We start from the raw sequence: 23,893 nt of genomic DNA, 5'->3' as shown, positions 1-23,893 counted from the left end.
AGCCGGTGAGCTGGTTCAGCCGGTGAGCTGGTTCAGCAGCCGCTGTGTTTCCTTGATGCGCGCCTTGCACAGCACGTGGAAGGTGTCCACGGACCGTCCGGCGGCCGACTGGAACAGGTCGACGGCCAGTTTCAGCCAGCTCGGCTTGCCCTCCGGCTTCCATGCCAGGGGGTTGGCCGTGCCGGTCAGCCGGGCGGCCTGCCGGATGGCCTCGGCCCGCTGGAAGCAGTTCACCACGTGCTCCTTGCCGAACCGCGCTTCCAGCAGCACCCGGCACGCGTCGAAGCAGTCGTACGCCCGCCGCGCGGCCACGGCGGCCTCGCTCCGCGCGTCCGGGGCGTCCTCCGCGCTCCACAGCTCGGCTTGGCGCAGATAGAGCTGCCCCAGCCCGTCGATCAGTTCGATGTCGGTGAAGTCCTCGTAGAGCAGCTGCGTGAGGTCCTGTGACTCGTCCGTCTCCTCGGCCGGCTCCTCGCCCGTATCCTCCTCCGGCTCCTCGTCCGGTCCGCTCTCCCCGTCCTCGGCGGCCGGTTCCGCGGGCGCGTAGCGCCTGCTGTGCAGGTACCTGCCGATGCTCGTCGCGTAGCCGGAGCCGATGAGTTCTTCGAACGCCGCGTCGATGCGCTCCTGGTCGACCGACGCGCCGGACTCCAGGCGGACGCGCTCGCCCAGCACGGCCACCCGCTGTGACTGGAAGCGGTGGCCGAGCGGCTCGACCAGCTGCGCGGCCGCCCGCTCCAGCGCCGCGGCGCGCTCCGCCGGGTCCGGCGATCCGAAGCGGACGTACTGGAGCAGGACGTCCGCCATGTCTATCTGCGCCTGGCGCCGTTCCTGCCCGCTGCGGGTGCTGCGGATCACCGATTCCAGGATCGCGGCCGACTCGGCGTATTCCCACAGGTAGCGGTGGAGCCGCGCCCGGGCCAGCCGGATCTCGGTGCTGTGCGGCCACTTGCCCTCCGCGCGGTCGATGATCGCCCAGGTCGGGCGGTTGTCGACGCGGCGTCCCGTTCTGGCGGATCCGGGCTGCTGCACCGTCAGGAGGCGCCGGTACTCGCGTTCCAGGTCGCAGCGCAGCACGGCCGTGTCGATGGTCCGCCCGTACCGCTTCTCGTGGCCTTCGAGGGTCCGGACCCGCTCCGTGTACACGCGGCGCAGCTCGATCCGGATGGCGGGGTTGTTCCCTTCGTTCGGTTGCACTGCCGCCTGCCACAGGCTGCGGCCGCGCAGGAACCACTCCTCCACGATGCACAGCCGGGCCAGCTGCGCGTGGTGCGTGGTCCGGGCCTCCTCGGTGGCGAGCCATTCCTGGGTCCTGCTGATCGCGCGGCGCAGCTCCCGCTGCGTGGCCGGGTCATCGGGGTCGCCGCTCTCCAACTGCACGCGATGGCGCAGGCACTGCAGCCACACGCGGTAGGCGTGGGTACTCGGGGCACCGTCCACGGCCTGTACGGCGTACCGCTCGGCCCTCCCGGCTTCCGCGACGGCTTCGGGCAGACGCTCGTTCTCCTGCAGCGCCCACGCCTTGAACCCGGCCGTCCGGGCCAGCTCCAGCAGCCCGTCGGCGTCGCCGGACCCGGCCTGCTGCACGAAGGCGTCACCGTACGGCAGGAGCAGGTCCAGCGCGGCGTTCGCGCCGTCCAGCCGGAGAGCGGGGTCGGCCTGGCGCCGGTGGACGCTGCGCAGGAACCTGGCGACGGTCAGCCGGACGGGCGGCTCCCAGACCGGGACCGGTCCGTACGCGCCGGTGAGGGTGTCCATGACCAGACCCACCAAGGCGGTCCGCTCCTCGTCCGTCCGCATCTCGAACGCGTGGTGCTTGGCCGCCTCCAGGAACCGCCGGGTCCACAGGTGCCGCAGTGCCGTGGTGGGCGCGCAGCGCTCCAGGGCCACGGTGCCGAGGCGCACGGACTCCGCCAGTGCCTCCAGCCGCTCCGGCTCGTTGTCGGCGGTCCTCGCCCGGGCCCGGCTGGCGCGCATGCGCAGGCCGAGCTGCGTGGCCTCACCACCGGTCGTGTGCGGCCGGGGCAGCAGGGGCAGCAGCTCGTGGACGAGCGCGACGCCGGCCCTGCCTTCGGCCAGCTGCTCTCCGTCCAGCTGCAGATCCGCGGTGTTGAGCAGCCACGAAATGGTGGACGCGAGCCGGCCCACCCGGCCCCCGGCGATCCGGCGGGCGTCCTCGCTCAGCACGTCGGCGGCGTCGACGCGGATCCGCAGGATGTCGGCGTCGCACCCGTAGCGGCGCCCGCCGAAGTACAGGGCGTTGTCGACGGACCGCAGCATCTGCGGAGGAACACCGGGCGCGCAGCCGCACAGGGCGCGCACGGCCTGCTCGCAGGCGGCGATGAACGCGGCCTCGGCCCGTGCCGTCACCGGCTCGCGCATCCGCACGTTCAGCTGCGACACGGCCCGGTACAGGGCCTCGTAGCCGTCGTACGGGCGACCGCCGACGGTGGCTTCGGCCCCGGGGGCTTCCGCGACGGGATCGGGCGCCGGCTCCTCCTGCGGCCGTTCGCTCGGCTGGACCGGCAGGATCAGCGCCGCCACATCCAGCGTGTTGGCGATGTCCTCCGCCTGGAGGCTCAGCCGGGGCAGCCGGTCGTCCGCGCGGGCCCGGATCCAGCCGACCGCGCACTCCACGGCGAAGACGAGCGCCCGGTGGCTGCCGTCGCCCTCCTCGTCCTCGAAATGGGAGCGGGCGGTCTCGAAGACGGCGAGCGCACCCTCTTGAAGCGCCCCGTCCAGCAGCTCCGGATCATGGGCGGCCGGACCGAGCGCGACGGACTCCTCCGCCTTCAGCCGCCGTCCCGCGTCGACGCCCAGGGCGACCAGCGTCATGTTCCGCAGCGCCTCCCGGGTGGCGCGGCTCAGTTCGTAGTGCGGCGGTTCCGGTGGACCCGCGGGTGGCTGCCGTACGAGGAGCACGCCATCGGCGGAGAGCTGGTGCAGGGACGCCCGGCCGACCCCCGCGGTGACGAGGACGTCCTCGGGCAGCGGGAGGTGCTCGGCCATCGCCCAGACGATGAGCGGGGCGAGGGCGCCGGGAGCGCCCGCATCGTCGAGCAGCCGGCATCCGGCGTCCTCGAACACCTTGGTGATGGTGACGCGGCAGGCGCTGAGGAGATCCACGGCGACCTCGACCGGGTCGGCGTCGTGCGGGCCGGCGTCGGCGTAGTTCCTCACGTACTGGTCGACACCGGACAGCAGGATCCCGGGCCGCTGCACGAGACTGTCGTCGGCCTCGGCGATGACCTGGCGGGCATCGACCCGGACGTGGCGCTCGTCCAGCTCGGCCGAGAGGAGTTCGGCGGCCTCCACCGCGGGGAGCGGGCCGAGCCGGACCGGGGGCATGTCGCGCAGCTGCTGGCCCCCGTCGGCCTGGAGGAGCGTCAGGCTGGAGATCAGCACCGCGGAGCGCCGGAACGCGAAGTTGCCGAGGACCTCGTCGAGGTCCGCTTCGAGATCGAAGGTGTCCTTCCCGAAACGGGTGCAGTTGATGACGGTCACGATGTCGTGCCCGCGCGCGGCGCCCGAGAGGGAGTTCAGCATGCGCTTGATCTTGAGTTCCGCCGAGGCCGTGTCCTCGCCGTACTCCTGGTCCGTGAACAGGTCGACGTCGAGCAGCGTGGCCAGCGCCCGCGACACCGGGAACCGGCTGCCGGACCCGGCCACGTTCAGCTCCAGCAGCCCCCAAGGGCGGTCCGTGCCGAGTGCGCGGCGGACTTCCCCGTCGCCGACCAGCCGCCCGATGAAGGCGGATTTGCCCGTGTGGTCGGGCCCGACGACCGAGAGGACCCTGCCTCCCGAGACCAGGGAACGCGCGCTGTGCAGCTCCGCCTCGCGCCCCACGAACCTGCCCGAGGGACCGGCCGGAAGCGGGGAGAGCCAGGAGGGCAGGGCCGACCGCGGCGGCGCCACGGGTTCGGGCGCCGGACCGGCCGCCTCGATCACCGTGAGGGGGGCCGGTGGTACGACGCCGTGCTCGCGCAGGAGGTCCGTGAAGCCGGGGTCCGCCACGAACCTGTGGGCGGGGCAGGCGTGCAGGCGGCGGTTCTGGTACCCCGGGTCGTCGTGGATGACCACCCCGACCAGGTGGTCGTCGCAGAAGACGGCGGCGCCGGACGCGCCGGCCCACGCCTTGAGTTCCCCCGGGGCGGCCTTCTGGTTCAGCGTGTACAGGTTGTGCACGCCGCCGCCGCCGGACAGCCGGGGCAGGTTTCCGTCCAGGTATTCGGAGTTGCGGGACCCGTCGGGCTTGCGCGTCGAGCGCGGGAAGGCGAGACCCCGGTAGGGCACCGGGTACGTTCCGCCGACGCGGCCCCACCGCACCTCTCCCGGTACGTCCACGGCGGAGTCCAGCTCCAGCAGGGCGACGTCCAGGCCGTCGGGATGGGTCCAGCGGACCTTTGCCGTCCGGTATGCGACGGGGCCGTCGGAGGGAAGGCCGACGTGCGCGGTGATGCGCGGCCACAACAGGCCCGTGCTCTTCTGCCGGGTGACGTGCCGGGCGGTGAGCACCAGGTGGGGCGCGATCAGATAGCCGCTGCCGAACGCGCGCTTGTCCCCGATGCCCTCGGTACGGATGTCGACCAGCCTCAGCGGATCCATCTCTCCATAGTGTGCCAATCCGCCGTCGGATGTGCCAAAGCGCCCTGAGAAACCTCCTATTGAATATCCGTCAGTTCATCGGGAGCGGGCGGGGACCGCCTTCGCGGTCCCCGCCCGGCGGGCGGCGCCTGACCCGACGGGGGTGGTGGTCAGGCGCGGGTCAGGCGCGCGGGTCAGGCGCGGGGCACCTTCAGCGCCGACCACTGCTTCGGGCCGGGGACGCCGTCCGCGTCGGCGCCGGTGTCGCCGAGCTTGTGCTGCCAGTTGCGGAACGACTCGCGGTCGGCGTCGCCCCACTGGGGGCCGGGGCCCTCGGCGTAGGCGGAGCAGCCCTCGGCGACCAGGCGCTCACCCATGCGGGTGACGACGGGGCTGTCCTGCTCCGGGTGGAAGAACTCGGCGCCGGGGAAGGGCTCGTAGCCGCCGTCACCACCGCCATCGTCGGCGCCGGCGGGGGCGCTGTCCCGTGCGGACGAGGGCGCGGTCCCGCCGGAGGGCAGGTCGGACTCCGACGCCTCCTCGGCGAAGTACACCGCCCCGGGGCGTCCCTTCCACTCGGGGTCGGCCAGCACGACGCCCCCGGCGAAGTCGGGGATGCCGTAGCCGTGGACGCGGTTCGACGCGCGGTCGCGCGTCTTGAGGTAGACGCCGTCGCCCTCCGCGCTCCCGTCGTCGTTGGTGTTGCCCTCGATGGTGGTGATCGTGGAGCCGTCGTAGGCGATGCAGATGCCGGTGTGGCTGCCGCCGCCGGGGCCGAAGAACACCTGGCCGCCGATCACCGGGTACTCGGTGAACCGGTCGCGCTCCTCGAACCAGGACACGCCCTCGGCGCAGGACGCGGAGACCGGGAAGAGGGATTCGTTGCCCGATTCCCGGGCGCACCAGGCCACGAACGTGGCGCACCACGCCTCGCCCTGGGACCATTCCAGGCCGGGTACGGCGGGTGAATACCGCTGGATGTTGTTCCAGTCGCCGTCGTCGTTGCCTTCCTGGTATCCGATCTCGCCGCGGGCGGCGCGGATCAGTTCTGCTGCGGTTGCGGTCATGAGGGAGTTCTCCTGCGTGCGTGCACGTGTGCTGAGCCGAGGGGCTGGGGGGCTGGGGGGCTGGGGGCGGTGCGGTCAGCTGGCGAGGATCTGGGACCAGAAGGTGGTTCCGTCACCGCTGCTGACGCGGCCCACGCCCAGGTGCGTGGCGCCCGGCTGGAGCATGTTGTCCCGGTGGGCGGGCTCGTCGATCCAGGCCTGGACGATGCGCTCGGGGGTCGGCCAGTAGTCGTTTCCGCCGACCCGGGCACCGCCCGCGTTCTCCCACATTCCGCCCGCGCCCCGGTAACCGCCCGCGGCCGCCTGGCCGAACCACTGGCCGACCGTGAAGTGGCCCTGCGTGTTGCGCCGGGCCTGCTCGGCGGCGCTGGCCTGGGCGACGCCGTTCAGCGCCGGGTGCAGGGCGAGGGCGCCACGGCCGTTGCGCTGCCGGTATTCGTTGGTGAGCTGGAGGACCCGGCCCTCGGCCCCGCCCTGCTGCGGCTGCTGGGGCTGCTGCGGCTGGGGCTGCTGTTGGCCGCCGCCCGTGGCGCCGCCGCCCAGCCCGCGGGCCGGCGTCAGGCGCCACAGCTGGCCCTGGTTGTTGTCGTCGCGCTGGGAGAGCGTGAGCGCACTGGCTTCCTGCGGGGAAGCCGTCAGGAAGACGTCGCCCTCGTCGCCGCGGGCGCTCTTGATCCGCAGCCAGTCGTTGTCCACGGCCTCCAGGCACCAGCGCTGGTTGGGCTGGCCGTGCTCGTTGAACAGCCAGGCCTGGCCGGTGGAGTAGTTGTAGTCCATGGCCATCCCCTGGCCGGGAGCGTGCGTGCCCTGCGTGACCTGGCTCTCCAGCAGCCAGGTGCCGTTCTCCTTGGCCCAGAAGACCCAGCCCTGCGCCTTGGTGCCGTTGTCGTGGTACGACTGGATGCGGGTCCCGCGGCCGCTGTTGCTGCCCTGGAGGTCAGCGACGATCTTTCCTCCCGGCCCGTCGAGCGGGGTCTGCAGCGTGAATGCCTGGCCGTTCTGGGGAAGCGTGGGCATGTGGATCGTTCCTCTCGTCTGACTGGCTGCCGGTCCGATCGACCGGCCGACTGACGAGAGGAACGCTCACGGACCGCGGTAGACAGGTGGTCAACGCGCGTAGCGGAGCCCCTTTCCGCCCACGCGCTACGGCCGGGGAAGCGCGTCCAGCAGGGCCCGCGTCTCCCCGGCGTCGTCGCCGAGACCCAGCCGCTCGTAGAGGGCCAGCGCGTCCTCCAGGCAGGCGCGCGCCTGCCGCGGCCTGCCGAGACCGGTGTGCACGGTCCCGAGCGTGCGCAGGAGCGCGGCCTCCAGCGCCCTGCTGGTGCGCCGGGCGAGCGGCAGCACCGCCTCGGCGGCCTCGGTGGCGAGCAGCCAGCGGCCCGCCTCGGTGTGGATACGGGCCACGAGGTCGCCCGCCGCCGCCTCGAACACCGTCACCTGGAGGTCCGCGAACTCCTCCCGGGCGCGCACCGCGTGGACCAGGGCCGCCTCCGGATCGCCGCACAGCCGCAGCACCCGGGCCAGGTAGTAGCGGCCGGTCGCGGCCGACACCGGGCCCGACCCGTCCATCAGGAGGGCGGCGCGCTCGGCCGCGGCCCGGCCCTCCTCCACGCGCCCCGTCTGGGCGCAGCAGAACGCGAACTCCCCCAGCGCGCTGCCCTCCGCGCGCTCGGCTCCCACCCGGCGGAAGAGCGCGGCCGCGCTGCCCGCGTACGAGGCGGCCTCGGCGTACCGGCCGCGGACCCGGAGGTTGCTGCCCAGGGCGAGGAGGGCCTTGGCCCGTACGCGGACGACCGGACCGTCGTGGACGCCCTCGCACAGGGCGACCGCCCGGCCGATCTCCCGCTCGGACTCCTCGTACCGGTTGACGTGCCAGAGCATGATGCCCCGCACGTGCCGGGCGAGGGCCTCGGGGCCGTCGTCACCCCGGGCCGCCGCCTCGTCGGCGATGAGTTCGGCCAGGTCGGCGATGATCGCCGTCTGTGCCCGCTCGAAGAGCACCGAGCCCATCTTGTCGGCGAGTTCGGCCGCGCGGTCCAGCGGCAGCGCCGGATCGGCGCAGCTCAGGTGGATGGCCGCGGCGTGCACACCGGCCTGCTCGCGCATCCAGCCCACCGCCTGGGCCGAATCGGCCACGGGGCGGCCCGCGGAGGTGACCCGTGCGTCGAGGAGGCTCTGCTCGACCGGGTCGACGGAGCGGGCGGCGAGGTCGGCGTTGCGCGCCGTGGCCAGACAGAAGTCGACCAGCCGGTCGGCGGCCGCCGTGCGCCGCGCGGCGGGTTCCTCGTCGGCCAGCCGGTCGCGGGCGTAGTCGCGGACCAGGTCGTGGAATCCGTAGCGCTCGAACTGCGGGGAGTGCAGCAGGTTCAGGTCGACGAGGGCTTCGAGCAGCTCGTCGGCCTCGGCCTCGGACCGGCCGAGCAGCGCGGCGGCGCAGGGCAGCGAGATGTCCGGGGCGTCCGGCAGGGCCATCAGCCGGAAGGCGCGGGCGAGTTCGGGGCCGAGCCGGTGGTAGGAGAGGGCGAAGGTCGCCTCCACCGTGCGCTTGCCGTCGTCCAGGGCGGTCAGCCGCCGCTGGTCGCGCAGCTCCCCGGCGAGCGCCGCCAGGGTGAGCGCGGGGTCCGCGGCGAGCCGGGAGGCGACGATCCTGACGGCGAGCGGCAGCAGCCCGCAGGCCACCACGATCTCCTCGGCGAGGCCGGGTTCGGCGGCCACCCGCGAGGCTCCGGTGATCCGGGTGAACAGCTCCAGCGCCTCGTCGGGGGGGAGGGTCTCCAGGCGCATCTGGTGGGCCCCGGAGAGACCGGTGAGGCGGGTGCGGCTGGTGATGAGGACGGCGCACCCGGGGGAGCCCGGCAGCAGGGGTTTCACCTGCTCCGGGCCGACAGCGTTGTCGAGGACGACGAGCACTTTGCGGCCCGCGAGCGCGGAGCGGTACAGGGCGGTACGTTCCCCCAGGTCCAGCGGGATCTCGGCCGGGGCGACCCCCAGCGCGCCCAGGAACCCGGCGAGCGCCGGGCCGGGGTCCAGGGGCGTCCGGTCGGCGCCGCGCAGGTCCGCGAAGAGCTGGCCGTCCGGGAACCGCTCGTGGACCCGGCGGGCCACGTGCACCGCCAGCGTCGTCTTGCCGACGCCGCCCATGCCGTCCAGCGCGGAGACGACCACCGCGCGTCCGACGCCGCCCACGAGACGGTCCACCAGCGTCTCGACGGCGGACTCCCGGCCGGTGAAGTCGGCGAGACCCGCGGGGAGCTGGTGCGGTGGCTGCCAGGCGGGGGCCTGGGCGCGGGCGGCGGAGACGGGCAGCAGGGCGGGGTCCTCGCGCAGGATCCGCAGGTGCAGCGCGGCGGGCCCGTCAGCGCGCCGCGCGCCCACTGCCGGGGCATCGTCCTCCCGAGCGTCCGGCGGGAGAGTCCGGCGGGCCTCCTCGTACACCGCGAGGGCTTCGGCCTTGCGCCCCGCCTGGTACAGGGCCCGCATGAGGACGGCGGTGAGCCGGGGCCGTCCCGGGTGCTCCAGTACGAGCGAGGCGGCCTCCGCCGTCAGGTCCGTACGGTCGCCCAGCTCCACGTCCATCTCCAGCTGGAGCTCCTTCGCGCCGAGCCACTGCTCCCGCACCCGGGACCGCAGCGATTCCGCGTGCGGCCCGGCGAGGCCGGCCAGCGGCTCCCCGTCCCACAGCCGGTGCGCCCGCAGCACCACCTCCCGTACCGCGTCGGCCGGTGCGCCCTGGTCGCGCAGCCGCCCGGCCTCGGCGAGCAGCCGGTCCCAGACCACCACGTCCACTTCGGCGTCCGGCGCCGCGAGCGCGTATCCGTCGCCCACGCGGACCAGCAGCTCGCCCGCACGCTCCGCCCCGGCACACGCCTTGAAGGCGGCCCGCAGCCGGGACACGTGCAGCTGTACGGCCTTGCGCGGCTCGGAGGGCGGAGCGCCGCCCCACACCGCGTCCGCGAGGACCGGGGTGGCGACCGTACGCCCCCCGGCCGTCAGCAGCGCGGCCAGCACGGCCCGCTGCTGGGGCCGCCCCAGCTCGACCTCGTCGTCCCCGTACCAGGCCCGCAACGGCCCGAGCAGGCTGAATCGCAGTGCGAAATCCCCCATGGTCCTTCCCCCAGTCCTCGTGCTCCGCGCCCCGTCCGCCACGCACTCCCGTAGGCCCCTGGATCCCCATCCCGTGGGCCCTGCCGTCCATGGACGGCGCTGCGGCACTGCGCGGCGAAGGCGGCGCTCCCTCCCCGTCCCCGTATTATCTGTCGCGAATTGTGCACGGATGGCGCACGGATGGCGCAGGGGTCGCGGACCGTCGGCGCGCCGATGGCGCACGGGGCTCATGGATGCGGGGGCGGCATGGGTATGGGGCTCGAATTCTGCGTGCTCGGTCCACTGCGCGCCTGGCGGGACGGCCACGAGACCGATCTCGGACGGCCGCAGCAGCGCGCCGTGCTCGCCGCGCTCCTGCTCGCCCCCGGGCAGCTCGTCCCGCTCGGGCAGCTGATCGACGGCCTCTGGGGCGAGGACGACGCCCAGTGGCCGAAGAACCCCGTGGGCCAGCTGAGCACCCACACCCACCGGCTGCGCCGGGCCATGGCCGCGCCCGGGGACCCGGGCGGTGAGGTGCTGGTCGCCGAATCGGGCGGCTACCGGCTGAACGTGGACCGCCGCGCCGTCGACCTCTTCCACTACGACGCCGCGGTGCTGGAGTCGGCCGCGCTGCGCCACGACGATCCGGTACGGGCCCGCGCCCTGCTCCGCGAAGCCCTCGGGCGGTGGCGCGGACCGGCGCTGGACGGGGTGCCGGGCGTACTCGCCGAGCGCACCCGCCACCGGCTCGCGGCGGGACGGCACGCGGTCACGAAGACGCTGCTCGACATCGAACTCACCCTGGGGCGGCACGCGGAACTGCTGCCCGAACTCGGGGCCCTGGCAGCGGAGAACCCGCACGACGAGGAGGTGCAGCGGCTGTACGTGCTGGCCCTGCACCGCGGCGGGCGGACGGACGAGGCGCTCGCGGCCTTCGACGCGCTGAGGGAACGGCTCGACCGCGAACTGGGGCTGGAACCGTCCCCCGCGATGATCGAGCTGCACACCCGCATCCGGGACGGCGATCCCGCGCTGACGGCCGCCCCGGCCCCGGCGCCGCCCCGCCGCCCGGCCCGCCCCGGCCAGCTGCCACCGGACATTCCGGACTGGGTGGGCCGGGGGGCCGAGCTGCGGGAGGCCGAAGGGCTGCTCCGGCAGCCGGACACCTCCCCGGTCCTGGCCCTGTCGGGCCCCCGCGGCAGCGGCACCTCGGCGTTCGCCGTGCACCTGGCCCACGCGGTCCAGGACGCCTACCCGGACGGCCAGCTGTACGTGAGCCCGTACGTGAGCGCGCGCGGCCCGCGGGACGGCGCGGCGGCCGAGCCGCGCGCCGTACTCGCCGCCTTCCTGCGGGCCCTGGGCGAACGCCCGCCCGACACCGCGGACACGGGCGAACTGTCCCGGCGTTACCGCGCCGCCCTCGCGGGGCGGCGCGTGCTGGTCCTGCTGGACGGGGTGGCCCGCCCGGAGCCGCTGCTGCCGGCCACCCCCGGCTGCGCGGCGGTACTGACCGGGGCGGCCCCGGACGCCCTGCCGACGGGCGCCGCGCACATCCGTATCGGCCCCTTGGAGCCGGACGACGCGCACGAGCTGCTCGCCCGGGTCGCGGGCGCGGACCGGGTCCGCGAGGAACCCGGCCCGGTGGCCGAACTGGCCGCGCTCTGCGGCCACCTGCCCCTGCACCTGCGCGCGGCGGCGACCCGCCTCGCGGCGCGCCCGCACTGGTCGGTGGCGGGACTGGTGGCGCGAACGGGACGCGATCAGTAGGCGTCCGACCTGCGGGTTATCTTGATGATCACGCCGTGGTCGGCGGTGGCGGTGGGGGCGGCCTCCGGGCACGACAGGTTGGTGTAGTAGACGCTGAATCCGTTCGAAAACACCGTGAGGCAGGCGTTCGCGTACGAGCCCTTGAACTCGTTGAGGGCATAGCAGACCCGTCCGCCCTGGCCGTAGACGACCAGGTTCCCGTCGGTCTGCATGACCGCCTTCTCGCCGCAGCCGGCGGTGTTGGACGCCCACGTCGCTTTCTGCGTCGCGGGATTGCTGAACCCGCGGTAGAGGACCAGGTTGCCGTCGTCCTGCATGATCAGCCGCGTGTCGATGTTGTCGACGTGCCAGCCCTTGTACAGCGGCTCGTCGTTCCACATCGTGCGGGTCCCCGAGTCGTACGCGGCCTGCGCGCTGCCCGCGCCCACCAGCGTCCCGGTGAACGCCACCACCCCCGCCGCCAGTACCCCGGCCACCCGCCGAGCCACCTTGATCTTCGCCTTCGACACCGCTGCTGCCATCCCCGTGCACCTTTCTCGCGCCTGATCCGGCACCCGCACACCTACGCGGGCGCCCTGCATGGTCACCTTGACGCGAGCCGGTAGACAAACGCTGAACGGGAGAACGGCAGGTCAGGGCATGAGGGGTGTGAGCACCTGGCAGCTCGCTGGTCAACGGATCCGCGAGAGCCGGACATTCCGTCCGACAACGTGAGGAGTGCTGACAGCATGGCGAACCGCTGGTCCGGAGTGACCATCGACTGCATCGACGTGGAACGGGTGGCGGCCTTCTGGAGCGCCCTCCTCGACCGCCCGAAGGGGCCGTCCCAACCCGGCTGGGTCTATCTGGGCCACCCGGACGACGCACAACCCCGGCTCGTCTTCCAGCCCGTTGCCGAGCCGAAGCACGGCAAGGCGCGCGTGCACCTGGATGTCGTGGTCGACGACATCGCCCAGGGCATGGCCCAGGTCATGGATCTCGGCGGCCGGTTCACCGGCGAACGGCACGAGTACGCCGAGGGCGTGGTGGTGGTGATGGAGGACCCGGAAGAGCACGAGTTCTGCCTGTGCCAGTACTACTGACCGGACCACTCCCCCTTTTGAATTTCGCCGTGCGGCCGCTCGGGCCGTCACATTGGCCGGAACCGGATACTCGTCGGTAGGTTTTGCTGTGGTTTTGTGAACGGAGTGTGTCCTGGCGGCCGAAAAAGTTGGCTGGAACTGTTCGGTCCGGCGTTTCAGGGAGCCGCCGGGCGGGGTGGGCTTTCGGCCGTGCGGCTCCTTGGCCGGGCCCGGGATCGTGGGCCGGATGCAGGTCAGGGCGGGTCAGGGGGCTGGATTCCGGCCGTTCCCAAAACTGTTGACAGTGCCGGTCACCCTTGCGATCTTGTGCACACCGCGCCGGTCGAACGACCGGTCGGCGAGGGGGGCGGGGAGAGAAATTGGACGCAGTGGGGGCTGTGGACGGATCGCGTGAGGTCCGCTCGGCGGGGGTGCGCGATGTGACCGTTCTTGTGATCGTCGGTGCCAATCCGACCGTGGCCCGGGAGGCGGCGTCGCTGCCCGGTGAGCTGGTTCACGTGCAGTTGCCCGGTGCGCCCGCCCTCGACCCCGACGCCCGGGTCCTGACCGCCGACTTCCTCGACCTGCCCGCCTTCCTGGCCTTCACCGATGCGGTCCTGCGGCCGCTGGCACCCGCCGCCGTCGTCTCCCTCACCGAATTCGGCCTGGAGCCGGCGGCACTGGCAGCCCGCCGGCTCGGCGTCGCCGGCGTCGACCCGGCCGTCGTACGGGCCACCCGCGACAAGCTGGCGATGCGGCGGATCCTGGAGCGCGAGGCCCCGCACCTGAACCCGGCGTTCGCGGCGGGCGATGACCCGGAGGCCGTGGCACGCCTGTTCGGCGCCCACGGGCGGGCGGTGGCCAAGCCGGTCGACGGGTTCGGAAGCACCTCCATCGCCCTGGTCGAGGACATCGACGACCTCCCCGCGGACCGCCGCACGGCCGCGACCCTCCTCGAACAGTTCGCCGAAGGCCGCGAGTTCAGCGTCGAGGCGCTCTCGGCGGGCGGCCGGCACACCGTCATGGGTATCGCCGAGAAGGGCACGACGGACGGCTTCATCGAGGTCAGCCACATGATGCCGCCGCCGTCCCTGGACGCGCGCCGGCAGCGGCTGGTCGCCCACGCGGTCGGCGAGCTGCTCGACGCCATCGGTCTGACCGACGGACCCAGCCACACCGAGGTCATGGTGGACGGCGACAAGGTCGTCGTCATCGAGACCCACACCCGGCTCGGCGGCGACGGCATCGCCGACCTGGTCCGCCTCACCACGGGAGTCGAATGGCGGCGTGCCGCCCTCGGCTGGGCCGTGGGAGCCGGGGTCCGGCGCGACCCCGCCACGGCGGCCGCTGCCGCCACCGTCTTCCTCACCGCGAAGCCGGGGCGCGTGACGGCCGTCGCGCCGCCGCCCGCCCTCGCCCACGGCCACATCCATGCCTGGGACCTCCCGGTTCTCCCCGGGCACGAGGTCCGCCCGCTGCGGTCCTCCACGGACCGGCTCGGCATGGCCGTCCTGACCGCCGCCGACACCGAGGCCTGCGCGGCCGCCGTCGCGGAGCTGATCGCCGTACCAGCGGTCACCACCGCGCCCTGACCGCGCCCTGACCGTTTCGATCCACGCGCCGGACCCCAGCCGGCCGGCGCCCCTCATCTTTCCTTGACCGCACCACCACACCGCCGCACCACGACACCACCACTCGGGGGATACATGTCTGTCCAGAACGATCCTATTTCCTACGATTTCCACGGCGATGCCCCGTTCTCGATGCCCTTCAAGGACATCAAGCGCGAGGACATCCACATCTACCTCGACCTCGACACCAAGGTCGGCAAGAACACCTGCGGGCAGAAGTGCACGCACTGTTGGTTCGTCAACTACGAGAAGGTCTACGACAAGTCCTTCGCCATGGAGGAGGGCCCCCGCATCCTGGAGGGCCTCCAGTCGCACGGCTACCACGTCTACCCGCGCTACGTGGACAGCTTCGCCTACGACGGCGAGTTCATGAGGATCTACGGACCGGCCAACAACCGTGAGTTCCGGCAGGAGTCCGACCACAAGCCCACCGAGACGATGGAGAAGGGCGACGCCTGGACCAGCGGCCGCCCGCTGCTCGCCGACAACTGGACCGAGCTCCTCGACCTGGCCGTCAAGAACGGCTACGGCACCATCTCCATCACCTACCACGGCGTGATCGACGAGGACCTCAAGGTCACCGACCACAAGACGTACCCCATCAAGGGCGTCTTCTCCGGCGCGGAGACCGAGGAGGTGCTGCGCCGCATCGCCGAGTACAACAAGGGCATCGCCCCCGAGGACGCCCTCCGGGTCAACATCGGCGTCACCATCGGCAGCCACAACCACGGCCGCACCTCCCTGGAGCGCTACGCCCACTACTTCAACAACCTGGGCGTGGCCACCGTACGGTTCAACAACTTCACCGACCACGGCGGCCGCCACCCCGAACTGCGCCTCTCCCGCGAGGAGATCGAGCAGGCCTACCGCGACTTCAAGTGGGTCCACGAGACGGTCCCGCTCGGCTTCCAGCTCGGCGTCAGCGAGGACTTCGGCACCTTCGGCATCAAGGCCATGGGCTTCCCGAGCCACGTCGGCTGGTGCCGGGCCGGCCGTCAGCTGTTCGCCGCCATCCCCGCGCAGGAGGAGGTCCTCTCCGACGGCCCCGAAGGCCGCCGCGAGAAGATCGGCGACGTCGTCGGCTGCGTCAACACCTTCGAGCCGCACCTGGGGATCCTGGTCCGCACGGTCACCACCGGCGAGGCGGGCGACGCCACCACGTACGACGTGGAGTTCGACCACGACGAGATCGAGGCGTTCACCGCCAAGCGGCTCTCCGGCACGTACAAGGACGGCTGCTTCGCCACCGAGCTGTCCGAGGAACTCGGCCTGATCTCCCGGGTCCCCGAGCGGCGCCGGCTGCCGCTCCTCGTCGACTCGCAGAACTGACCCGAGAGAGACCCGAGAGAGACCCGAGAGAGGAAGACCGCCGCGATGCGCCACATCCTCGTCTTCGCCAAGACGCCCCATGCCAAGACCCCGTACGACCAGTGGCTGGCCGGCTCGGGGATCGTCCCGGTCATCGTGACCGCGACCGAGTACGCGGCGGGCTATTCCCATCTCCCGCACGTACACGCCTTCGACGCCTACGACACCAACCAGCTGGTCGAGAAGACGGCCCTGCGCCTGGCCCGCGAGTTCGCGGTCGAGGCGGTCTTCGCCCGAGCCGAGGCCGACGTCGTACGGGCCGCCCAACTGCGGGAGCTGCTCGGCCTGCCGGGCCAGCACACCGCGAGCGCGCTCGCCTTCCGCGACAAGGTGGTCATGAAGGACCACCTCGCGGGCGGACCCGTCGACGTGCCCGCCTACCGGCGCATCGACTCGGCCTACACGGCCCTCGGCTTCGTCACCGAGCACGGCTACCCGGTCGTGATCAAACCGGTGTCCGAGTCGGGTTCGCTGGGCGCGGCGATCATCCGCGACGAGGCGGAGCTGGACGCGTACCTGGCCAGCCCGTGGCGGGGGATCAGCGAGATCGAGGCCTTCGTGCCCGGCCAGATGTACCACGTGGACGGGCTGGTGGCGGGCGGCGAGGTGGTCTTCGTCCACCCCTTCCGCTACGTCAACGACTGCCTGTCCTTCCGGGACAACGACTGGGTGGCCAACCTCCCGCTCACCCCGCAGGACCCGGCGTACGACCGGCTGGTCAAGGCGGTGCGGGCGGTCCTGGCCGAGCTGCCGACCCCTGCGCAGACCGCTTTCCACGCCGAGTTCTGGATCACGCCCGACGACCGGCTGGTCTTCTGCGAGATCGCCAGCCGCACCGGCGGCGGCATGATCAGCGCGATGGTCCGGCACGCGTTCGGGATCGACCTGGACAAGGAGTGGCTGTACGCGGAGTGCGGCCTGCCCTCGACCCTCGGCGCGCCCATCTACCGGCCCGCCGGGGCCCTGAACATCCCGCCGCAGAACGGGGTACTGGAGAAGCTGCCGGAGGCCGGGACCGAGGCCGGGCAACCCGGCTGCGTGCGCGAGGTGATGCTGACCGGGGCGGTCGGCCAGGAGTTCCACGGCGGGGTCAAGTCCGGACTGTTCCTGGCCGGCTACGTGGTCGACGGGGACACGGAGGAGGACGTGGCCGCGAATCTCGAACACGTGGCGGGCTGGTTCGCCGACAACACCGTGTGGCGGCCCGCCGCCGGCTCGGGCGGAATCGTTTCCGGAGGCACCGCATGAGCGCGACGGCACGCCCCGGCCCCGCTTCCGACGGGCTCACCGGCCCGCTCGTCGGGGCCGACTGGCTGGCCGCACGGCGCGGGGAGGGCGTGGTCCTCTTCGACGCCTCCGTCGGCGCCCACCGGGGCGCGGCCGCGCGCATCCCCGGGGCCCGGCCCTTCGACCTCGACGGGGCGCTGTCCGACCACACCGCCGCCGCCCCGCACACCATGCCCGGGGTCCCGCAGCTCGAGGAGGCCCTGCGCGCGCTCGGCGTGAACGACACCGACACGGTCGTGGTCTACGACGCACAGGGCATCTACTCCAGCGCCCGCGCCTGGTGGATGCTGCGCGCCATGGGCTTCGACCGGGTCGCCGTCCTCGACGGCGGCCTGCCCGCCTGGACCGCGGCCGGCCGCCCGGTCGAGCGGGAGCCCGCCCGGTACGACGGCCCGCGCGGCACCTTCACCGCCCGGCCCCGGCCCGGCCTGATCGTGGACGCCGACGCCGTCACCGCGGCCCTCGCCGACCCGGCCGCCGCCGTCCTCGACGCACGCACCCGCGAGCGGTACGCCGGTACCGCGCCCGAACCGCGCCCGGGGCTGCGCGGCGGCCACATGCCGGGTTCCGCCAGCCTGCCCTTCGGGGAGCTCCAGCGGGACGGCGGCGCGATGCGGCCCGCGGACGAGCTGCGACGGGAGTTCGAGGCGGCGGCCGGGGGCCGTGAGCGGCTGTACTTCTCCTGCGGTTCCGGGGTCACCGCCTGCGTCCTCGCGCTCGGGGCCACCCTGGCCGGCTACCGCGACCTCGCCGTGTACGACGGCTCGTGGAGCGAGTGGGGCCTGCCTTCCGACCGCCCGGTGGCCACGGGCGGCGAGGCTCTCGGCGAGGCCACCGGCGAGAGCGGCTCACCGTGACCGGGGGGCGCCGCGGCGGCGGGCTCACCGCGAAGTGGCGGACCTTCACCGGCCTGCCCGCCGGCCTCAAGGCCCTGATCGGCCTGTCCTTCGTCGTCGCCTTCGGCAGCTACATGGTCACCCCGTTCATCGGCGTGCTCATGGTCGAGGCCGTCGGCCTCGACGTCCGGGTGGCCGGGGTGCTGGTGGCCGTGGCCACCTTCATCCAGTTCGGCGGGAGCATCCTGGGCGGCGCGGTCGTGGACCGGCTCGGGCTCAAGCGGACCATGGTGCTCGCGCTCACCCTGCGCACGGCCGGCCTGGTCCTGCTCGGGCTGGCGGTCAAGGCGCCCTGGGTCGCGTACCCGGCCGTCGTCCTCGTCGCGGGCGGTCCGGCGCTGTACCTCCCGGCGAACAAGGCGTACATCGTCACCAGCGTCTCCGACGAACTGCGCCCGCTCTTCCTCGGGGTGAGCAGCGCCGCCCTCAACGCGGGCATGGGGCTGGGGCCGTTGCTCGCCGCACTGCTGATCGACGCCGACCCCGTGCTGCTGCTCATCGGCCTCGCCGGGCTCTTCGCCCTGATCACCGCGGCCCACCAGGCCGCCCTCAAGCCGGTCGCGCCCCGGCCGATCGCGGCCCCGGACCCGGCTCCGGCGGTGGCGGTGGCCGGGGCCGCACCGGTCAGCGGGAACTGGGCGGCGCTGCGCGGTGCGCTGCGCCCGGTCCTCTTCACCGCCCTCGCCTTCTACCTCTACTTCTTCTTCCAGAGTTTCATGGGCCTGTACGCGGCCGGGGTGTCCCACATCCAGGTCCTGGGCTGGGTCATGCTGCTCAACTGCGCCATGGTGGTGCTGCTCCAGCCGGCCCTCGCCGACCGCATCGCGCGCGCCGACTACCGCCTGCTGGTGGTCGGCTCGTTCACCCTGATGGCGCTGGGCATGGGAGCCATGTCCCTCGGCAGCACCCCGGCCCTGCTGGCCGGCACCGCCCTCTTCACCCTCGGCGAGATCTTCCTCTTCCTGCGCTGCGACCTGGAACTCGTCGACCGCGTGCCGGGAAACCCCGCCTTCGCCTTCGGCGTCCAGCGGCTGACCGCCGGCATCGGCGGACTCCTCGCCGGCGTCGTCGGAGGGTTCGTCTTCGCCCACTACGAGGCTGCGGGCGACCTGGGCACGTTCTGGCTGGTGGTGGCGGCGCAGTGTGCGGGCGCGGCGCTGCTCGCCCTGCTGCTGGGCGGCCGCCGACGGCCCGCCGTCCCCGAACCGCCCCTGGCCGAAGCGGCGGTGACCCGGTGAACGATCCCTCCACCTCCACCTCCACCTCTTCCTCGCGGGAGACCCGGCTCGTGCACGCCGGGTCCGATCCGCGCCGGCAGAGCGGCTACGTCAACCCGCCCGTGTACCGCGCCTCCACCGCCCTCTACCAGGACGTCGCCGAGATGGACGCCTCCCAGGCGGACCCGCTCAAGCGCGGCACCCCGGTCTACGGGCGCTTCGGCACCCCCACCGGCCGCGCCTTCGAGGAGGCGCTGACCGAACTGGAGGGCGGCCACGCGGCGGTGGCGACCTGCTCCGGACTCTCGGCGATCACCACGGCGATCCTCGCGTACGTCCGGGCCGGAGACCACATCCTCGTCAGCGACTCGGTCTACCTGCCGACCCGGAAGTTCTGCGACTCGCTCGCCGCGCTGGGCGTGGAGACCGAGTACTACCCTCCGGACGCGGGCGGCGCCGCGATCGAGGCGCTGATCCGCCCGCGGACCCGGCTGCTCTACCTGGAGTCCCCGGGCTCCACCACCTTCGAGGTGCAGGACATCCCGGCGGTCACCGCCGTCTGCCGGGCCCGCGGGGTGGTCACCATCGCGGACAACACCTGGGCCACGCCCGCCTTCTGCCGACCGCTGGCGCTGGGTGCGGGTGTGGACGCGGTGGTGCACTCCGCGACCAAGTACCTGACGGGGCACGCGGACAGCCTCCTCGGCGCGATCGTCTGCACCGAGGAGAGCTACCCGGTCATCCGGGGCGCGGCCATCCGGCTCGGCCAGTGCGCGGGCGCCGACGACGTCTACCTGGGCCTGCGCGGGCTGCGCACCCTGGGTGTACGGCTGGGCCGGCACCAGGAGCAGGGGCTGGAGCTGGCCCGCTGGACCGCGGGCCAGGAGGGCGTGGTGGCCGTCCTGAACCCGGGGCTGCCCGGGGATCCCGGCCACGACCTGTGGCGCCGCGACTTCACCGGCGCGGCGGGGCTCTTCGGGGTGGAACTGGAGCCGGGCTTCGGCAAACCGGCCGTCGACGCGATGCTCGGCCGACTGCGGGTCTTCGGCCTCGGCCACAGCTACGGCGGCTACGAGAGCCTGATCGTGCCGGCCGACCCGGTCTCCCACCGCCTGCCGGGCACGTGGGCGGGACGCGGGCCCCTGGTCCGGGTCCACGTCGGCTTCGAGAGCCTGGACGACCTGAAGAAGGACCTGACGGCGGGCTTCGAAGCCCTGCTGAGCAGCCCCCGAGAGCCCTGACCGTCTCGTATCTCGTGTGCGGGGTGGGCTTCGGGGCCGGGGCCTGGGCCGGGGTTCTCAGGTCTCGTCGGAGTGGGCTCCGGTACCGACGGGGGTTCTGCTGGTGGCCAGCCAGGTGCGGGCGGGGGCGCCGGGTGTCGCGGTGTCCACGGTGAGGTGGAGGCGGGTGTCGCCGTCGAGACCGGGGTAGCTGCGCTGCTCGGCGCCGGCGAAGCAGTCACGGAGGGCTTCCGCGACTGCTCGGGCGGCCTCGGGCGTGTGCGCGATGATGCGGACCTCGGCGGTTCCGAGCGACGGCAGTGTCTGGGTCTCGATGTACTTCACGTGGGCGGGTTCCCTTCGTAGTGGGCGGAGGATTCGGCGGGTGGGCGCGGGGCGCCCGCCCGACGGCCCCGGTCAGGAGGAACGCACGTTCCTCACCGGTCGGCATCCGTGCGGTGGGCTCGACGACTGGTGCCGGCCGACAGACCGGGAGGTCTCGGCAGGGGCTCGCTGAAGTGGTGGGCCGCGATCCGCGCGTCGTGCTGCGCGTTGAGCCGGTGGATCAGGCGCATTCCGATGACGGTCACGAGGATCATCACCGCGATGAGGACGATGGTCTCCACGGAACTCACCTCCAGCCGTTCCCGGGCAGCGGGAGGGTGCCCCGGTCGATCGGATTCCCGAAGGGGGACATGCAGGCCCCGCCTTCGCTCTCCCAGCCGGATTCCTGGCGCTGGGCGTCGCGGATGCCGCGCCCGATGGCGGCTTCGTTGGCCATCAGGACGCTCGCGGTGAGAACGCTGCCGGGGATCGCGGCGGCGGCCATCAGCCGGGCCGCTGCGGCGGGACCGGTCTCGGGAGGGACGACGAGGAGGTCCCAGCGGCCGACGGAGTAGGAGAGCAGGATCAGCTTGTGGGGGTCCTGTTCGGTGAACCAGCCCACGTGCAGCACCTGCCCGCTCACGGGAACCGCGTGCGGGACGACGGGCCAGCGGGTGGGGTTCACGGTGACGCGGGTGATGCGCCCCCAGGGCGCTTCGAGGGCGGCGGCCAGCGCGGGGAGCTCGGTTTCGAGGTCACGCGAACGGGGCCACCAGGCACCGTCCAGCTGGCCCGCGAGAGCGGTCTTCGGCGTGAGGGACAGGCGTGCCGGAACGACGGGAGCGTGCACGGGGGACTCGGCGCGGCCAAGGGTCGTAGTCATGTCACGGACCCGTCCCCGGGCCGTTCGCGAACGGCCCGGTGCAGTGATCGCCGGAAACGACGTCCGCAGCGGAGCGGGTGTGCGAAATACTCCCGGTTGCTCCACCGTACTCCGGTTCGAGCGCCCGCGAGCAGGTTCTGACCAGGGATCTTCCGGCAGCGACGGTTTGGCTGGAGAGTGCCTCACTGCCGGGGCGACGGAGTACGGTCGGCGCCGCCCCGGCAGCCCGGTCCTGAAGCCTCAGCGCCCGAGGTACCGCTCGACGGCCACGGCGACGGCCTCCGGGGACTCCTCCGGTGCGTAGTGCCCCGTGTCCGGGAGCACCTCCAGCTGGGCGTTCGGATACCACTGCATCCAGGTGCTGCGCATGGCCTCGGCTCCCAGGGCCGGGTCGTCCGCACCGGCGAGGAGGAGTACCGGGGCCGGGTTGTCCTTCACCCGCTCGTGGAAGTCGACCCGCGCCCATGAGTCCAGGTAGGCGCGGAAGGCCGGTGCCGAGGAACGCTCCACCGAGCGGCTGACCATGGCGTCGAGCCAGGTGTCGTCGCGCCGCCCGCCGGTGGTGTGGTCGATGATCGCCCTGCGGTTGCCCGGATTCTGCGCGGCGCCGGCGAACAGCTCCCACATCTCCCCTTCGAGGGGGAAGCCGGAGGCGGGAACCGGTGAGATGCCGATGACCGAGCGGATGCGCGACGGTGCGTCCAGCAGCATCAGCTGGGCAGCCTTGCCGCCCATGGAATGGCCGATGACCGAGAAGGACTCCCAGCCCAGGTGGTCGGCCACGGCAAAGGCGTCCTCGGCGACCTCCTCCATGGTGAACGCGCCGTCCGTGCCGATCGCCTCCCCGTACCCCCGGCAGTCGAGGAAGGCGTAGCTGAACGCGTCCCCGTGCAGGTGCTCGCGCATCGGGCCGAAGCTCGACCGGTCGCCGAACCAGTTGTGGAGCAGCAGGGCCCGTTCGGAACCGCTGCCCAGTACCTCGTGCGGAATGACCTGTCCTGTCACAACATCCCCTGCTCGTGAGATGGCCGTGCACGGATGCCGGAGGTCGCCGGCGACCCAGTCTTGCGTTCGCCGCCGGTCCGGGGCAATGCGACACCCCGCGCCGTGAACAGGCGCCCCGCCCGCGATCACCGTCAGTGGGCAGCTGCCGGACGGGACGGATTCCAGAGCCGGTCGGCTTCGCCGCGGGCGATGTGGTCCTCGTAGATCCGCACCTTGTCCCGCATCACGTCCAGGGTGTCCTGCAGTTCGCGGATCTGCGTCTCCACGTGGCTCTCGTGCCGGCGCAGCAGCTCAAGGCGCTCGTGTTCGTTGCCCGGGCCCTGCTGGGCCAGTTCGACGTACTGCCGGATCATCGCCAGGGGCATGCCGGAGGAGCGCAGCTTCGTACAGATGGCCAGCCACTCCAGGTCCTCTTCGTGATAGATCCGGCGGCCGTTGGACAGGCGGCGCACCGGGTTGGCGAACAGGCCCTCCCGCTCGTAGAACCGCAGCGCGTGCACGCTCAGCCCACTGCGCCGTGCCACCTCACCGATGCTCAGGTCCATGAACGCCCCTCCCTCACACAGCTGTTGATCTAGACACGACTCTAGGTTCTAGCGTCGTGGTGTCGGCCCATCGGGCCATCGGCGCATCGGCGCATCGGAACAGGGGAGAACATGAGCGTTTGGTTTGTCACCGGGGCATCGCGGGGGCTCGGCGCGGAGATGACGCGGGAAGCGCTGGACCGGGGGCACAGCGTGATCGCCACGGCGAGGGACGCGTCAGCGGTGCTCCGGGCGTACCCGCACCAGCCGGACGGACTGCTGGCGGTGGACGCGGACGTGACCGAACCGGCGCAGCTGACGGCCGCGGTGGAGGCCGGCCTGGCGAAATTCGGCCGGATCGACATCGTGGCCAACAACGCCGGTTACGGTCTCGTGGGCGCGATCGAGGAGACCTCCGACGAAGCCGCCCGGGCACTGTTCGACGTCAACGTCTTCGGCGTGCTCAACACGTTGCGGGCGACCCTGCCGACGTTGCGCGCCCAGCGCTCCGGGCACGTCCTGAACATCGGCTCGGTGGGCGGCTTCGCCACCGCCCCGGCGGTGGGTCTGTACGGCGCGTCGAAGTTCGCCCTCGAAGGCATCTCCGAGGCACTGCACGGCGAGCTGGCCCCGCTCGGCGTCCGCGTCACGATCGTCGAGCCGGGCGGCTTCCGCACCGACTTCCTCAGCAAGCTGAGCGTGCGCGTCGAACCGGCCTCCATCGCCGACTACGCCGCCGGCGCGGGCCCGGTGCGCGAGGCCCTGGCCGGAAACGACGGCCGCCAGCCGGGCGATCCGGCGAAGGCGGCGAAAGCCATCGTCGACATCACCGAGGTGCCCGACCCGCCCCTGCGCCTGCAACTGGGCGCGGACGCGATCGACCGCGTCGAGGCGAAGCTGGATCTGGTCCGGCGCGAACTCGGCCAATGGCGCCACCTGGCCCTCTCCACCGGAACCGGCGAAGCGGTCTGATCAG

At 72.8% G+C, this 23,893-nt stretch carries 19 protein-coding genes; 9 read left to right on the top strand and 10 right to left on the bottom strand.

What is annotated here, in order from left to right; genetic code table 11:
• Window positions 1-15: 15 nt before the first annotated feature.
• From OHS33_RS17440 to OHS33_RS17425, 4 genes are all read right to left on the bottom strand, one after another.
• A complete protein-coding gene (locus OHS33_RS17440; protein ID WP_330331339.1) occupies window positions 16-4,605 on the bottom strand; it encodes a trypsin-like serine protease in 4,590 nt (1,529 codons plus the stop codon).
• Between the two features lie 173 nt (window positions 4,606-4,778).
• Complete coding sequence (locus OHS33_RS17435) at window positions 4,779-5,651, bottom strand: peptidoglycan-binding protein (protein ID WP_330331338.1); 873 nt, start codon at window positions 5,649-5,651, stop codon at window positions 4,779-4,781.
• A gap of 75 nt (window positions 5,652-5,726) precedes the next feature.
• On the bottom strand, window positions 5,727-6,668 hold the full coding sequence (locus OHS33_RS17430; RefSeq protein WP_330331337.1) for a CAP domain-containing protein: 942 nt from the start codon (window positions 6,666-6,668) through the stop codon (window positions 5,727-5,729).
• A 126-nt stretch (window positions 6,669-6,794) separates the two neighbouring features.
• Window positions 6,795-9,755 (bottom strand): AfsR/SARP family transcriptional regulator, encoded by a 2,961-nt coding sequence (locus OHS33_RS17425; protein WP_330331336.1) that lies wholly within the window; start codon window positions 9,753-9,755, stop codon window positions 6,795-6,797.
• Window positions 9,756-10,001: 246 nt separating this feature from the next.
• Between OHS33_RS17425 and OHS33_RS17420 the strand changes: the two genes are divergently transcribed.
• On the top strand, window positions 10,002-11,501 hold the full coding sequence (locus tag OHS33_RS17420; protein ID WP_330331335.1) for an AfsR/SARP family transcriptional regulator: 1,500 nt from the start codon (window positions 10,002-10,004) through the stop codon (window positions 11,499-11,501).
• On the opposite strand, the gene OHS33_RS17415 is transcribed toward OHS33_RS17420, so the two are convergent.
• Window positions 11,495-12,022 carry a hypothetical protein gene (locus tag OHS33_RS17415; protein ID WP_330331334.1) on the bottom strand — a complete coding sequence of 176 codons (528 nt, stop codon included), beginning with the start codon at window positions 12,020-12,022 and terminating at the stop codon, window positions 11,495-11,497. The genes OHS33_RS17420 and OHS33_RS17415 overlap by 7 nt on opposite strands.
• A gap of 207 nt (window positions 12,023-12,229) precedes the next feature.
• Between OHS33_RS17415 and OHS33_RS17410 the strand changes: the two genes are divergently transcribed.
• The 7 genes from OHS33_RS17410 (at window position 12,230) to metC (ending at window position 20,202) form a co-directional block, all read left to right on the top strand.
• Window positions 12,230-12,583: a VOC family protein gene (locus tag OHS33_RS17410; RefSeq protein WP_330331333.1), complete on the top strand. Its 354-nt coding sequence runs from the start codon at window positions 12,230-12,232 to the stop codon at window positions 12,581-12,583.
• Between the two features lie 419 nt (window positions 12,584-13,002).
• Window positions 13,003-14,154, top strand: coding sequence for an ATP-grasp domain-containing protein (locus OHS33_RS17405; RefSeq protein WP_330331332.1), 1,152 nt, complete (start codon window positions 13,003-13,005; stop codon window positions 14,152-14,154).
• 114 nt (window positions 14,155-14,268) lie between these two features.
• A complete protein-coding gene (locus OHS33_RS17400) occupies window positions 14,269-15,522 on the top strand; it encodes a radical SAM protein (protein ID WP_330331331.1) in 1,254 nt (417 codons plus the stop codon).
• 45 nt (window positions 15,523-15,567) lie between these two features.
• Entirely contained in the window at window positions 15,568-16,809 is a 1,242-nt protein-coding gene (locus tag OHS33_RS17395) for an ATP-grasp domain-containing protein (RefSeq protein WP_330331330.1), read from the top strand.
• Complete coding sequence (locus OHS33_RS17390; RefSeq protein ID WP_330331329.1) at window positions 16,806-17,705, top strand: sulfurtransferase; 900 nt, start codon at window positions 16,806-16,808, stop codon at window positions 17,703-17,705. Before OHS33_RS17395 ends, OHS33_RS17390 begins: the two co-directional genes overlap by 4 nt.
• On the top strand, window positions 17,702-18,982 hold the full coding sequence (locus OHS33_RS17385; protein ID WP_330331328.1) for an MFS transporter: 1,281 nt from the start codon (window positions 17,702-17,704) through the stop codon (window positions 18,980-18,982). The genes OHS33_RS17390 and OHS33_RS17385 overlap by 4 nt, the downstream gene beginning before the upstream one ends.
• Complete coding sequence (metC, locus tag OHS33_RS17380) at window positions 18,979-20,202, top strand: cystathionine beta-lyase (protein WP_330331327.1); 1,224 nt, start codon at window positions 18,979-18,981, stop codon at window positions 20,200-20,202. Before OHS33_RS17385 ends, metC begins: the two co-directional genes overlap by 4 nt.
• Before the next feature lie 57 nt (window positions 20,203-20,259).
• Here metC and OHS33_RS17375 read toward each other — a convergent pair whose 3' ends face one another.
• The 5 genes from OHS33_RS17375 to OHS33_RS17355 form a co-directional block, all read right to left on the bottom strand.
• Window positions 20,260-20,526, bottom strand: coding sequence for a hypothetical protein (locus tag OHS33_RS17375; protein WP_330331326.1), 267 nt, complete (start codon window positions 20,524-20,526; stop codon window positions 20,260-20,262).
• 92 nt (window positions 20,527-20,618) lie between these two features.
• Window positions 20,619-20,807: a hypothetical protein gene (locus OHS33_RS17370; protein WP_330331325.1), complete on the bottom strand. Its 189-nt coding sequence runs from the start codon at window positions 20,805-20,807 to the stop codon at window positions 20,619-20,621.
• Between the two features lie 5 nt (window positions 20,808-20,812).
• Window positions 20,813-21,388 (bottom strand): DUF5994 family protein, encoded by a 576-nt coding sequence (locus OHS33_RS17365; RefSeq protein ID WP_330331324.1) that lies wholly within the window; start codon window positions 21,386-21,388, stop codon window positions 20,813-20,815.
• A 240-nt stretch (window positions 21,389-21,628) separates the two neighbouring features.
• A complete protein-coding gene (locus OHS33_RS17360; protein WP_330331323.1) occupies window positions 21,629-22,393 on the bottom strand; it encodes an alpha/beta fold hydrolase in 765 nt (254 codons plus the stop codon).
• Between the two features lie 131 nt (window positions 22,394-22,524).
• Window positions 22,525-22,938, bottom strand: a complete 414-nt coding sequence (locus OHS33_RS17355) for a MerR family transcriptional regulator (RefSeq protein WP_330331322.1) — start codon at window positions 22,936-22,938, stop codon at window positions 22,525-22,527.
• Window positions 22,939-23,049: 111 nt separating this feature from the next.
• Here OHS33_RS17355 and OHS33_RS17350 point away from each other — a divergent pair, with 111 nt between their 5' ends.
• Entirely contained in the window at window positions 23,050-23,889 is an 840-nt protein-coding gene (locus OHS33_RS17350; protein ID WP_330331321.1) for an oxidoreductase, read from the top strand.
• Window positions 23,890-23,893: the final 4 nt, after the last annotated feature.

The organism is Streptomyces sp. NBC_00536 (genome assembly GCF_036346295.1).
Classification (GTDB): domain Bacteria; phylum Actinomycetota; class Actinomycetes; order Streptomycetales; family Streptomycetaceae; genus Streptomyces.
Note: the sequence above shows the minus strand (reverse complement) of the source record. Positions and strands in the feature narration are given on the sequence as shown.